Raw genomic sequence first — 13,138 nt, 5'->3', positions numbered from 1 at the left:
ATTAGTTATCGATTACACGGTTTCATATTGAGAATTCAATAAAAAAGGTGGCCAAATTTCTTTTTCATCTATAACCTGAAATGATATAATATTATTAACTCTAAGAATAGGCTCAGTCGACGACGATTTTAACAAAGTTAAATTAATAGAATACAGTCCTTTTGATAATTGTAAGTTTTTATGTGAAACTAATAGCTTCACATCATCAGTATTGTTCTCAATTATAAAATCATCCTCATTAGGCCTTAATATGGCTACTGGCCTTTGTTCCTTATCAGAAATCATTATGTAGAATTTAGGAAATGGTGTATTCCTCAAGATACTAAGATGGAGAAGCAAAATCAAATCATCACCCCAATTTAAAGTTGAAATGCCTTCTGAATTGATTTCACTATTTGAAATTTGTAAATCATTAAGTTTCACTGTATCATTAGTAAAAATAATTTGTTTCTTATTTGCTGAAAACCTTGAATAATAAATATCGATAGCACGACCTACATCAGCTCCATGAAATCTTGATTTTCCTTTATCAATCAAAATAACTTGATTACAAATTCTAGATACCATAGGCATATTGTGTGAAACGAATATAATAGCCGTATTGGGTAATATATTATCGATTTGTTTAAAGCATTTTAACACAAACCCTAAATCACCTACAGCAAGTACTTCATCGATGATTAATACATCTGGTTCCATTTGCGCAGCTACAGCAAAGCCTAGTCTCACTTTCATACCAGAACTATAATTACGTACTGGCATATCAATAAAGTCACTGATCTCTGCAAAATCAATGATTTCTTCTACTTTAGCATCAATCTCTTCTCGTGAAAACCCTAAGATGGCGCCATTATTAAAAATATTCTCCCTACCGGTCATTACCTGATTAAAACCGGCACCTAACTCGATCAATGCACCTACTCTGCCGCGCATGGTGACCTTACCATGATCTGGATTGATCAATCCGTTTAAAATTTTTAATAAGGTAGATTTACCTGCACCATTGTGTCCTATCAATCCCAAGCATTCCCCACGTCGCAGCTCAAAATTAATGTCTTTAAGCGCCCAGAATTCATCTGGTCTCAAATCATCGCTAGAAGGTTTACCTCTCAAGTTAGCCACGAGGTCGTATATACCATACTTTAAACTTTTCTTTAAGCTTTTACAAAACTTTTTAGAAAGCCCTTCTACTTTTACAAGAATTTCTTTATTTTCCATAATTAAGCATTAAAACGTTCAACAATGACTGGAATAGAAACTCTATAGATCAGTAACCCTAATAGTAATAAAGGAATCGTCACCAATGCTATGCCTATGAAATAATTTAAAAAAGATAATTCTAGACCTAATAACACATTACGATTAATTAAAATAAGTGGTGTTAATGGATTCCACTCCATGAGCGTTTTCATAAGGCCAGTTTCTGGAATCGTATACACTACAGGAGTCACATACATGATAAAACGCAAAGATAAACTGATGAACTTTGAAACATCGTTGTATAATAGACCTATAGGTGTTATTAAAAGTCCTACAGATATGCCGGCTAGATTTAAGATCAAAAAGGTGAGTGGAAATAACAGGATGTACCAGCTTAAGGACACACTAAAAAAGAAAAAGAAAAAAACAATCAATAATATTTTAAAAGAGCTGTTAAATAAGAGTTTATAAAACCCTGAAACAAGAAGTGCCTCTTTTGGAAAATTAATTTTGCTCATGATTCCCAAAGAACCTCTCGTAGCCATCATAGGCATATTGATCGCATCTGTAAGTGTAGACCACATTAATGTCCCTGCAAATACAAATAAAGGATAGGGAACGCCAGTATCATCTAGAGATACCGCACCAGATTTATTGATAAAAATCCATACCAAAGCCGTACTCAAAGGGGTTACAAACGCCCAGAATATTCCTAACAAGGATTCTCTATATTGAGATTTTATATCTCTTGTAGCCAGCTGTTTGGCTAGAAATCGAGACTTGTAAATATCACTCAAAGAGTCTTTAAGAATTTGCATGAGGTTTAAACTATTACCTCTTTGGTATATTTTGGTTTCCAATGACATTAAATTGTTTATTGAGCTAGTCGCTTCTTTTTTGGATCGCTATTTTCGGCATTTAACAAGCACTTGTTTTCGCGAAAGCGAAAAAATAAAGGCTTTATTCATGCTTTTGTTCTTCTTTTAAATATCATATTTACTTTAGAAAAAAAGCTTTGAAACTATAGCAATTAAAACAGATTTTTAGTTTTATTTAACAAGACAAAAGTAATGTTTTAAAACTTTATTGAAGTGATTTTTATCTTGAACATCAAGAGAACAACTATCTAAATTGTATTACTTCTAAAACGTCAAAATAGCAATTTTAAAATAATTCTTTATGAAATATAAATCTGAAATTTGGTGTCCTATAACATAAAAATTACTTTTCATTTTTTTTTACTTGTACTCTATATTTTTGAGAGTAACTATGAAAGTCATGAGGCTAGACTAATATGTGAATCTTAAAAAACCTCACATCCTTCTCACCGGTTAGATAAAATTAAGGTATTTCTAATTTTATTTTTAGCATTCTTGACTTTTGTTGCTACCCAATAGATATGTCTCTTATAGGTTTGTGACACTGGTGTGTTTAGCTTAGAATCGTCGATGCACGTTGAAATAAAATCTAGCAAATGATTCAAATCAAAAAAGTCTGGAGTTTGCGCATTTTTAAATACTGGTTGTTTTAATATTTCCATAAACTTTTTATCATTTGAGTCTATATCTAAGATGGCCTTTATCAAGTCGTCTGTGCTTGAAAAGTCATCGTAATTGAGAAACCTGCTGGAATTAAATACCTCGGTTACTGTTGGGTCTCCAAAATATATAGGTATGGAGTTACTTAAAAGGGCATCGGTTATTTTTTCTGTGCAATATCCTTTTTCTTTCTCATTTTCAAAGGCAAACACAAATTTGTGTTGTTGACAAAAGCTGTTTTTATCTTTAACAGGACCGCCTACATTATTCTCAAATCTTCCACCTGAATTTACTTTTTTAACTTTATTCAATTCTCTAAAGAAATGATTGCGCACTTGACCAAAGCCATTAGAAACAACGGTACAACAAAATTGCGTTTTTGAGTCTAAAATGTCTTGAGCCTCTTGTTGATTATATATTTTTTTAAGTTGACTTAGTTTATTAGCTTCGATAACTCGTAGCACGTAATATGGTAAGTAATACTGTTTATGACTAGCTAACATCTCAAAAGTAACAGCATAATCACAAGCATAAAAATTAGACTTCTGATTTTCGCCGGTATAAAATAATTTAGCGCAAGAGTATTTTAAATGCTCGTTGCCGAAGCAGGAATAAATTAAAAAATCTGGTGTACTTGTTATTTCCAGATCATATCGCTTACTTAATAACTGATGAAAAATGTTATTTTGATTTTGAAAATCAGGCCACATATCAACGTAATTGATTTTAAGCTTTTCCTTAAATTGATGAGAGTATGACATATTCATTTCTGCAATGAGATAGGCATTGGATTATATTCTAATAAAGATTCAATAATACTGAAGTGGAGATAAAATTATCAATTTAAAAATACTGGACGTTGTAAACGCATTATTTTCTTTTGAATAGCTTTTCGGCAAATCCAGCTAGTTTATTTACCCAACTTTTCTTTTGATCGTTTTCATGATACCCATTTCCATAAGCCCCATAACCGTAACCATAGCCATAACCGTAACCATAACCGTATTTACCACGTTCATTTAAATAGTTAAAAACAAAACTGATATTTTTGACCTCTTTTCTATCAAACTTTTCATTAACCACATCTAACATTCCACGCTTAGTGTAACCTTGGCGTATAAGATAAAGTGAAGCGTCTGCATGTTTTGCAATCTCCAACGCATCTGCTACTAGACCTAAGGGTGGCGTATCTAAAATGATATAATCATAATCTTTTTTGAGCTGCTCAATCATCTCACCAGCACGTCTGGACATGATTAATTCACTAGGATTAGGTGGTACTGGACCAGAAAGTATTATATCTAAATTCTCCATTCCTGCCGAGCGTATGATATCATTCAAGCTGCAATCATTTACTAGGTAATTAGAAACTCCTAGGTCATTTTCAATCTCAAAATCATCAAATATTTTAGGCTTTCTCAAATCCATTCCTACCAGAACCGTGCGTTTACCACTCAAAGCAAATACCGTAGCTAGATTGATACTGGTAAAAGTTTTTCCCTCACCACTCACACTACTAGTTACCATTATGGTACGAGAACCGTGCAGTGAGTCTTGATCATAAATAAAATGCAAACTAGATCGTATTCCTCTAAAGGATTCGGCAATAGTAGACTTTGGTTTATCTCTTACTATTAAATTAGTAGGATGGTCCATTTTACCTACTACACCTATAAGCGGGATTTTAGATAATTTCTCTACATCTTTAGGTGCATTAATATAATTATCTAAGATCGTGAGTACAAAAGCAAGCGAAATGGGAATTGATAGCCCTATGAGTATGGCTATCAAATAATTAATATTAGAATCTTTACGAGTACCTGGACTTCCTGTATCCTTTGCTTCATCAATAACAAATATATCAGATACATTTGCTGCTTTTACTAGTTCAGCTTCGGCTCTTTTGGCCTTAAAGACATTATATGCATTTTGATCAATAGCAAACTGACGCTGTATTCTTAAAAACTCTTGTTGTTCCTTAGGAAGCTTTTTAATTTGAGTTTCTACTTTGTTAATTTGAACTAGTAATTGATTTAATTCTGAATTGAGTAAACTTTTAGAGCTGCTTATATTCTCATAGATGATATCTTTAACAGCATTTATATCGCGGTCGATTTCCTTAAAAATGGGAGCATCTTGCCTCATGGCAAACTCACGCCTTTTGCGTTCCTCTGAAAGTGTTATCAAACGACCTACAGCAGCTGAAATACTTCCTTCTTGTATCCCTACTACTGAAGGAGCTTGAATTAGTGTATAATCAGTTTTATTTTTTAGGTATGATTTTAATTTATCGTAATAATTGAGCTTACTGTTAATGCCTCGTTTCTGAATCTCAAATTCAGTTAGTCGCTTATTAAAATCAGAATTTTGAGAAACCGCATCCAGCATTTGAGATTTATCTCTAAATTCTTTCATATCCTGCTCAGAGGTTTTTAAGGCTTGCTCTTGCAATACAAGAGAACTATCTATATACTTGATCGTGCTAACAGCAAATTTATTTTTACGTTCTAACTCACCTCGTTCTAATAATACAGAACTCGTGTTGATATAATCTATAAGACGTTGTTTATTTCCTCCTGATAGAGACAACTTTAATATTGAAGAACCTTCTGGCTCTTGACTTATGGAAATGCCCTTATAACGATTAACCTGTCCCCAATAATTCCCGAAATTAAAAAGCCACTCTCCACCAGTAGCAATTTTTTTACCTCGCTTTTCGATTAACGCATTTAAAAAGGGCAATTTTATAGAGTCTCCAAATTTGAATTGTTGCTTCCAGTCTCCAGTAGGAGTGTTAACAGTGGTATTCTTTTTTAAACCATAATGAAATCCTCTAGCAGTTGGATTATCAGAAAAGTTTGTAGAAAGTTCAAAGTAATCTTGATCTAATACTTTGATCCTTATAAGCTTACCATATAATTGTGGTTTGCTGCTGTCTGCATAAATATAGAAAGGAGTTTGCTTGTAAGCGTCTGTATTATAGTACTCGCCTTCCTTAATATAGTTGATATAATATTGAAGTTCATCCACAACACTCTCAGCATGAGTTCGTGATTTAAATTGAACTATAGCAGTGGTCACCTTGTCAGTGGTTCCACCCCAATTAAAAGTAAGACTTTGGTTGCTAGTAAATAAAGGATTTGAATTATCTTTTATACTTATTAAAGAACTCGCATAGTAAACAGTTTTTATGAATTGATTCTTATAGTAAGCATAGCACATACCTATACCTATACATAATAAAAACAACCACCAGAGTCGGATGATTTTGACAAAAAACTGTCTAACATCAAAAATTCCAGATAGCGAGTTTACATCTTTGTCTTCTTCTTCCATCTTACAATCGAGTTATAAATAACAATGTTGTCACCAGTGTTGTAAAAACAGAAATGATCGTAGTGAACGAAGCTAAACCGGTAGTACCAGTTCCTAGCGCTTTTTGAGGTAATGGATCTACAACAATCATGTCATTAGGCTGTATATAATAATAAGGAGAGTAGATCACATCTAGTTGTGTAAGATCTAGATGATGTACTTTCACGCCTTCGGGATATTGCCTTACAATTCTCACATTTGTTAAATCTCCCGTGATTGGAACGCCACCACCATTAGAAATAGCCTCTACAATAGTTGCTTGATCTCTAAAAATAACTTGTTCTCCTTTACTTCCTACTTCACCTGTCATCACGTAACGCAATCCACCAAGCCTTACTGTGACAAATAAGTCAGCATTATCTTTGAAATATTCTGTGAGCAATCTCTTTTCAATATACTCTCGCAGCTCTTCTAAGGTCAACCCTAAAGCTTTTATTTTACCCAATTGAGGCACACGAATATCGCCATGTAAATCTACCGTATAACCATTGAAATAAAGACCACCACCTTGTTGACCGCCTTGCGCTCCTGCATTTGCTCCGCCAGAAACATTGAACATAGAGACAACGTTTTGATCATAAGGAGCTTTAACTTGAATGCTCAAAATATCATTGATTTGTAAACGATAAGGAGCCTGCACTTTTTGAATTCTGATCAACGTGTCATTTTTAACAGCATCAGATTCTTGTAAATAGGTAATTTTACGAGTAGGTACACAAGAAGTAACTAGTAATAATAAAAGTATGATGAGTCCTAAGAATTTGTTCATTAAATTGAAATAAAATGATTTACAAATATAAAGAGATATTAAGCTTATTTGCTAACGTTACTTGCCTTAATAACTCAGTAGTTTAAATATTATTACCTAGCTTTAGTATTAAAATTTCATTAAGTTGAATGCAAATTGTAGTATAATTTAATTTTCCCTTTTATGTATCCGCTTTCGCGAAAGCGAGAACACTAACAACTACTTACACAATCATTCCAGCAGCAACAGTTTCATGTGTTTGCTCGTCTACAAGAATAACACTTCCCGTGATTCTATTCTCTCGATAGGTATCAATCATTAAGGCTTTACTTGTTTTAAAAGTCATGCGACCTATTTCGTTCATATGAAACTCTTCTGTAGTTTCTTCTCTCTTTAAAGTTTCAATATCTAGTTTGTAAACTTTTTGTCTGATCATACACACTTGCTCGTTATTAGCATGCATGATTTTATATTTTTTACGAGGTTGAGAAGGTTTTTCATTAAGCCAGCATACCATAACATCAAATTCTTGAGATAACTCCGGCTGGTTGTTAGAGCGCACAATCATATCGCCTCGAGCAATGTCTATATCATCTTGCAAAGTAATCGCTACACTCATAGGAGCAAAAGCCTCTTTCACTTCTTGCTCACCTACGTTTATACTTGCTATCTTAGAAGTAAATCCAGATGGTAGCGCAGTGATTTCATCTCCTACACGTACTACGCCACTACTCAATCGACCTGCATAACCTCGGTAATCTTCAAAACCCTGAAGTTGTGGTCTCAAAACTGTTTGAACAGGAAATCTTAAATCCAACTTATTTAAATCACTGCTTATATGAAGGGTTTCTAATGTATATAATAAAGGTGCCGCAGGATACCAATTCATATGCTCTGATCTATGCACCACATTATCTCCATTCAAAGCACTCATAGGAATAAAAGTGATATCTCTAGTAAGCATTTTAGAAGAAAACTCTTCAAAGTCTTTCACTATAGTATTGTAAACTTGCTCATCATAATCTACCAGATCCATTTTATTCACACATACAATGATATGCGGTATGTTCAATAAACTAGCAATAAAAGCGTGTCTTCTAGTTTGCTCTATAACGCCATGACGAGCATCAATAAGTATCAAAGCAACGTTTGCAGTAGAAGCACCAGTAACCATATTTCTAGTGTACTGAATATGACCTGGAGTATCTGCAATAATGAATTTTCTTTTAGGTGTGGTAAAATAGCGGTAGGCAACATCTATGGTGATCCCTTGCTCTCGTTCGTCTCGCAAACCATCAGTAAACATGGCTAGATCAATTGATTCCAGTCCTTTTTGTTTGCTAGAGTTTTCTACGGCATTGATTTGATCTTGAAAAATAGATTTTGAATCGTACAGCAATCTACCTATCAGTGTGCTTTTACCATCATCTACACTTCCAGCTGTTGTAAATCTTAATAATTGGTTGTTATCTATATTCATTTTTTACTCGTAAAATCAGTTTATCAAATATCAAATTGCCCACATTTAAGTCTTGACTCTTGAATCTTGCCTCTTGTTTCCTACTCTCTAATTAAATTTAAAAGTATCCTTGCTTCTTCCTATCTTCCATCGCAGTTTCTGATCGTTTATCATCACTACGATTACCGCGTTCTGTTTGCTTCAATGCCGCAACTTCTAAGATAATTTTATCAATAGTATCTGCATCAGACTCCATTCCGCCCGTAATAGTGATATCTCCTAAAGTTCTGAATCTGATCTTTTTTGTAACTACATCTTTAGTATCTACATGTGATAAATATTCTGAATAAGGAATCCAGGCATCATTCATCCACACTACCTTTCTCTCATGAGCTAGGTAAAGATTAGGGATCTTTATTTGTTCCCTGTTGATGTAATTCCAGACATCCATTTCAGTCCAGTTAGATATAGGAAATGCTCTAAAGTGTTCTCCTTGATAATGATGACCATTTAAGATATTCCAAAGTTCTGGACGTTGATTTTTAGGATCCCATTGCCCAAAGTCATCTCTATGAGAGAAGAAACGTTCTTTTGCTCGAGCTTTTTCTTCATCTCTACGTGCTCCTCCTATGGCACAATCTATCCCATGTTTTTCTATAGCATCTAATAAAGTGGTTGTTTGCAAGGCGTTTCTAGTAGCATTTTTACCTTTTTCCTCTTGAACACGACCAGTATCAATAGATTCTTGCACACTGGCAACGATCATTTCTACATTTTTCTCCTTGGCAATTGCATCTCTAAAGGCAATCGTTTCAGGAAAATTATGTCCTGTATCTACATGCATTAATTTAAAAGGGATTCGAGCTGGATAAAAGGCTTTTTGTGCTAAATGAGTAACTACAATACTGTCTTTACCACCGCTAAATAAAATCACCGGCTTCTCAAATTGCGCCCAGACTTCTCTGATCACGTACATTGCTTCAGACTCTAATTCTTCTAAATAATCGAGATAAAACTTATTCATTACTTAATTTTTGAACGTATTTCTTTGGATAATATCGCTACGGATTTTTCAACTGTAAAAATACTAGTTTCTATATGAACATCTGGACTTTCTGGTTTTTCATACGGAGCATTAATCCCAGTAAAATCTTTAATTTTTCCTTTTCTAGCAAGCTGGTACAATCCTTTTACATCACGCTCTTCACATATTTCTAGCGGCGTGTCAATAAAAACCTCGATAAATCGACTTGCTCCTACGGTTTTCTTCACTAAATCTCTATTCGCTTTTAAAGGCGATACAAATGCGGCAATTACTATTAGACCAGCATCAGTCATGAGTTTTGCGACCTCAGCGACTCTTCTTAAATTTTCTTCTCGATCTTCTTTACTAAAGCCTAAACCACTATTTAATCCAGTTCTTAAATTATCACCATCTAAAGTAGACGTATGAAAACCATCTTTGATCAACTGTATTTCCAGTGCCTTGGCAATAGTAGATTTACCTGATCCAGAGAGACCTGTAAGCCAAACTACTATAGGTCGATGCCCTTTTACAGAACTACGCAATTCTTTTACTTCCTCATAATCGTAGGCAAAAATATTATTCTCCATGATCTGATTTTCGTCCTTTTAATCCAAAATTACTTTTATACCAGAAACGCTCATGGAAATAATACAGCAACATTTTAATAACAGACTCGGCAACGGCTACACCAGTTGCTTTAGAAACTGCTTCTGGATCTTCTTTAAAGAAAACATAAGCCAGGATAAAAGTGGTCACACTAGCGATAATGCGCCAGGTAATGGTTTTGGCAATATGCCTTTTCTTAGAAACTTCCATATTACTTCACTATAAAATGCGGATTATACAAATCTTCTTTATTATACTGCAAAGGTAAGTGACTCGTTGCATCTACTACCTGAAGTCCAGCAGCTTCACAAATAGCTTGTCCAGCAGCGGTGTCCCACTCCATAGTAGGTCCAAAACGTGGGTAAATTTCGCAAATACCTGATGCTACTAGACAAAATTTTAAGGAACTACCTATACTCTCTACCTCAATAGATCGATCTGTTTCCTTTTTTAAGCTTTCAATAAAAGCAACCGTTTCTTCATTCATATGCGATTTACTTCCTACTACTTTGAGCACCTCTTCACTTTTTTGAGGTTGTAATTTTTGAGCAGCAGTCATCAGTTCTTCTAATTCTGGAAGTTGGTCTTTATGAGTATACCTATAAGCAGCTTTCATATCGCCAGCTGTAAAATATAAGACTCCAGTTACAGGAACGTAAATAATACCTAGTTGCAATTTCCCGTCACTTAACAAAGCAATATTAACCGTAAACTCGCCATTCTTATTGATAAATTCCTTAGTGCCATCTAACGGATCGATGATCCAGCACTCGTCCCAATTCTTACGCTTTTTAAAAGGAACATTTTTAATTTCTTCACTGATAATAGGAATGCCAGTGAGCTCCAGCTGTTCTATTAAAATAGCATTAGAAGCAAGATCTGCCTTGGTGAGTGGTGATTCATCAGCTTTGGACTGTGTTTCTATCTCGTCTTGACGATAGACTTCTAAGATCGCATCACCTGCCGCAATCGCTGCATTGATACTGTGATACAATAAATCTTGATGAACCATAATTTTCTATTGAGAAAACAAATGTAATCAACCTAGAAAAGATAGCTACTAGCTAGACTCTTGTTTTCCATCGATATTTTTATATTAATCTCGCTTTCGCGAAAGCGGAATTAATCAGAGCCAAGAGAGTGAACCAAGAGATCCCAGATAAATTTGGGAAAAGTTATTTGATTACAAACAGCTTATGAAATACCAAATTTTCTGGGATGACCATACTAATCTAACAGCTTAACGCCGTAATATTGCAAACTCTAATTAAGCAGTGCAACAATGAATTACATAACCGTAGAAAACGTAACCAGAGCCTTTGCAGATAAAGTGCTTTTCAAAGACTTATCCATAGGTATCAATCAAGGACAGAAAATAGGTTTTGTAGCAAAAAACGGTTACGGTAAATCGTCACTGCTCAATATAATCACAAAACAAGAAGAACCAGATAGCGGTAATGTCGCTTATCGTACCGATCTTAGAATGGCATTCTTATCTCAAGAACCTAACCTTAATCCAGAAATGACTATTGAAGAGGTGATTCTGGATAGTGATGTACCTACCATGAAAATCATTGCAGACTATGAGCACTCGATGGCAAATCCAGACGATGCAGAAATGATGCAAAAAGCACTTGACGCCATGGATGCCGCAAATGCATGGGATTTTGAAACTAAATACCGCCAGATTTTATCCAAGCTTAAACTGGACGACCTATCTCAAAAAGTAGGAAAACTAAGTGGTGGACAAAAGAAACGTATCGCAATGGCGATGGCACTTCTTTCTGATCCTCAATTGCTAATTATGGATGAGCCTACTAACCATTTAGACCTAGAAATGATCGAGTGGCTAGAAGCGTATTTTAAACAAGAAGACTACACCATTCTCATGGTAACGCACGACCGTTATTTCCTCGATCGTGTTTGTAACGAAATCATAGAATTAGATCAAGGTCAACTTTACACTTATAAAGGTAATTACTCCTATTACGTCGAGAAAAAACAAGAACGTATGGAGATAGAACAAACTAATCAAGAAAAAGCACAACAACTTTATAAAAAGGAATTGACCTGGATGCGACGCCAGCCAAAAGCGCGACGTACCAAATCAAAATCACGTATCGACGACTTCTATGCGATTAAAGAAGCGGCACACAACCGCCGTAAAGATCATCAGGTAGAACTAGAGATCAACATGGAGCGACTAGGCACCAAAGTCGTTGAGCTGCATAAAATAAGTAAATCCTTTGGAGACAAGCATTTGATCAGTGATTTCTCCTATAATTTCTTAAGAGGTGAACGACTAGGAATTATCGGTAAAAACGGTACGGGAAAGTCCACTTTCTTAAACATGGTTACTGGTGGATTAGAGCCAGATACTGGCAAAGTTGTGGTAGGTGAAACCGTAAAAATGGGTTACTACACTCAAGGTGGTATCGAGGCAAAGCCTGGAATGAAAGTAATTGATGTGGTAAAGCAATTTGGTGAATACATCCCTCTTAATAAGGGAAAGATCATTAGTGCGAGTCAGCTACTGGAGCGATTCCTTTTTGACAATAAAAAGAAACACGACTTTGTAGAGAAGTTGAGCGGTGGAGAAAAGAAACGACTGTATTTATGTACTGTTTTGATTCAAAACCCTAATTTCTTGATTCTTGATGAACCTACTAACGATCTCGACATTCCTACTCTAAATGTCTTAGAGAATTTCTTAATGGATTTCCCTGGATGTATTATAGTAGTAAGTCACGACCGTTACTTTATGGATAAGATTGTGGATCATTTATTTGTCTTTAATCAATCTGGAAATATTACCGATTTCCCTGGGAATTACAGCGACTTTAGAGCCTACGTAGGTAATACAGACATGGCACTAGATAAAGAGGCCGAAGAAGCAAAACCTGCGCCAGTAAAAAAAGAAGTGGTAAAAACGGTAACTCCTACCTCTGGTCCAACAAGAGAGCAACAAAAAATGCTTTCTAGAATGGAAAATAAAATCAAACAGTTAGAAGAAACTAAGAAAAAACTACAAGACAGTTTCCTTGATCCTGAGATTCATCCAGATCAAATGACTGAAAACTCCATACAGCTAGAAAAAACAAAATCTCAACTAGAAGATCTAGAAATGGAGTGGCTGGAATTAAGTGAGCAAATTGCGGCTAATTAGAATTTAAAAACATTATAAG

The 13,138-nt window shown here is 34.9% G+C and carries 11 protein-coding genes; 1 reads left to right on the top strand and 10 read right to left on the bottom strand.

The features are described from left to right. Nucleotides 1-12: 12 nt before the first annotated feature. The 10 genes from DDD_RS10810 to cysQ form a co-directional block, all read right to left on the bottom strand. Nucleotides 13-1,218 (bottom strand): ABC transporter ATP-binding protein, encoded by a 1,206-nt coding sequence (locus DDD_RS10810; RefSeq protein ID WP_015362894.1) that lies wholly within the window; start codon nucleotides 1,216-1,218, stop codon nucleotides 13-15. Nucleotides 1,219-1,220: 2 nt separating this feature from the next. Beyond that, the gene (locus DDD_RS10805) at nucleotides 1,221-2,060 is read right to left on the bottom strand and encodes an ABC transporter permease (RefSeq protein ID WP_158441686.1); all 840 of its coding nucleotides are present in this window, start codon (nucleotides 2,058-2,060) and stop codon (nucleotides 1,221-1,223) included. A 464-nt stretch (nucleotides 2,061-2,524) separates the two neighbouring features. Continuing rightward, nucleotides 2,525-3,505: a glycosyltransferase family 10 domain-containing protein gene (locus tag DDD_RS10800; RefSeq protein ID WP_083892394.1), complete on the bottom strand. Its 981-nt coding sequence runs from the start codon at nucleotides 3,503-3,505 to the stop codon at nucleotides 2,525-2,527. A gap of 103 nt (nucleotides 3,506-3,608) precedes the next feature. After that, nucleotides 3,609-6,074, bottom strand: a complete 2,466-nt coding sequence (locus DDD_RS10795) for an exopolysaccharide transport family protein (RefSeq protein WP_015362891.1) — start codon at nucleotides 6,072-6,074, stop codon at nucleotides 3,609-3,611. A 1-nt stretch (nucleotide 6,075) separates the two neighbouring features. Further along, nucleotides 6,076-6,882, bottom strand: a complete 807-nt coding sequence (locus DDD_RS10790; protein ID WP_015362890.1) for a polysaccharide biosynthesis/export family protein — start codon at nucleotides 6,880-6,882, stop codon at nucleotides 6,076-6,078. A 202-nt stretch (nucleotides 6,883-7,084) separates the two neighbouring features. Further along, a complete protein-coding gene (locus DDD_RS10785) occupies nucleotides 7,085-8,341 on the bottom strand; it encodes a sulfate adenylyltransferase subunit 1 (RefSeq protein WP_015362889.1) in 1,257 nt (418 codons plus the stop codon). Between the two features lie 97 nt (nucleotides 8,342-8,438). Beyond that, nucleotides 8,439-9,344, bottom strand: coding sequence for a sulfate adenylyltransferase subunit CysD (cysD, locus tag DDD_RS10780; protein ID WP_015362888.1), 906 nt, complete (start codon nucleotides 9,342-9,344; stop codon nucleotides 8,439-8,441). Next, nucleotides 9,344-9,934 carry an adenylyl-sulfate kinase gene (gene cysC / locus DDD_RS10775; RefSeq protein WP_015362887.1) on the bottom strand — a complete coding sequence of 197 codons (591 nt, stop codon included), beginning with the start codon at nucleotides 9,932-9,934 and terminating at the stop codon, nucleotides 9,344-9,346. The genes cysD and cysC overlap by 1 nt, the downstream gene beginning before the upstream one ends. Next, nucleotides 9,924-10,163 carry a DUF2061 domain-containing protein gene (locus tag DDD_RS10770; protein WP_015362886.1) on the bottom strand — a complete coding sequence of 80 codons (240 nt, stop codon included), beginning with the start codon at nucleotides 10,161-10,163 and terminating at the stop codon, nucleotides 9,924-9,926. The genes cysC and DDD_RS10770 overlap by 11 nt, the downstream gene beginning before the upstream one ends. A 1-nt stretch (nucleotide 10,164) precedes the next feature. Beyond that, nucleotides 10,165-10,965, bottom strand: coding sequence for a 3'(2'),5'-bisphosphate nucleotidase CysQ (gene cysQ, locus DDD_RS10765; RefSeq protein WP_015362885.1), 801 nt, complete (start codon nucleotides 10,963-10,965; stop codon nucleotides 10,165-10,167). 270 nt (nucleotides 10,966-11,235) lie between these two features. On the opposite strand from cysQ, the gene DDD_RS10760 reads away from it, so the two are divergent. Further along, entirely contained in the window at nucleotides 11,236-13,119 is a 1,884-nt protein-coding gene (locus DDD_RS10760) for an ABC-F family ATP-binding cassette domain-containing protein (RefSeq protein WP_015362884.1), read from the top strand. Nucleotides 13,120-13,138: the final 19 nt, after the last annotated feature.

This window comes from Nonlabens dokdonensis DSW-6, assembly GCF_000332115.1.
Classification (GTDB): domain Bacteria; phylum Bacteroidota; class Bacteroidia; order Flavobacteriales; family Flavobacteriaceae; genus Nonlabens; species Nonlabens dokdonensis.
This window is presented reverse-complemented; position numbering and strand designations above follow the sequence as displayed.

What these genes read in the sequence shown, in the direction of transcription:
- DDD_RS10790 (WP_015362890.1), bottom strand. Translation starts at nt 6,882, where the DNA reads ATGAACAAATTCTTAGGACTCATCATACTTTTATTATTACTAGTTACT.
- DDD_RS10770 (WP_015362886.1), bottom strand. Translation starts at nt 10,163, where the DNA reads ATGGAAGTTTCTAAGAAAAGGCATATTGCCAAAACCATTACCTGGCGC.
- DDD_RS10800 (WP_083892394.1), bottom strand. Translation starts at nt 3,505, where the DNA reads ATGAATATGTCATACTCTCATCAATTTAAGGAAAAGCTTAAAATCAAT.
- cysC (WP_015362887.1), bottom strand. Translation starts at nt 9,934, where the DNA reads ATGGAGAATAATATTTTTGCCTACGATTATGAGGAAGTAAAAGAATTG.
- cysD (WP_015362888.1), bottom strand. Translation starts at nt 9,344, where the DNA reads ATGAATAAGTTTTATCTCGATTATTTAGAAGAATTAGAGTCTGAAGCA.
- DDD_RS10760 (WP_015362884.1), top strand. Translation starts at nt 11,236, where the DNA reads ATGAATTACATAACCGTAGAAAACGTAACCAGAGCCTTTGCAGATAAA.
- DDD_RS10785 (WP_015362889.1), bottom strand. Translation starts at nt 8,341, where the DNA reads ATGAATATAGATAACAACCAATTATTAAGATTTACAACAGCTGGAAGT.
- DDD_RS10795 (WP_015362891.1), bottom strand. Translation starts at nt 6,074, where the DNA reads ATGGAAGAAGAAGACAAAGATGTAAACTCGCTATCTGGAATTTTTGAT.
- DDD_RS10810 (WP_015362894.1), bottom strand. Translation starts at nt 1,218, where the DNA reads ATGGAAAATAAAGAAATTCTTGTAAAAGTAGAAGGGCTTTCTAAAAAG.
- cysQ (WP_015362885.1), bottom strand. Translation starts at nt 10,965, where the DNA reads ATGGTTCATCAAGATTTATTGTATCACAGTATCAATGCAGCGATTGCG.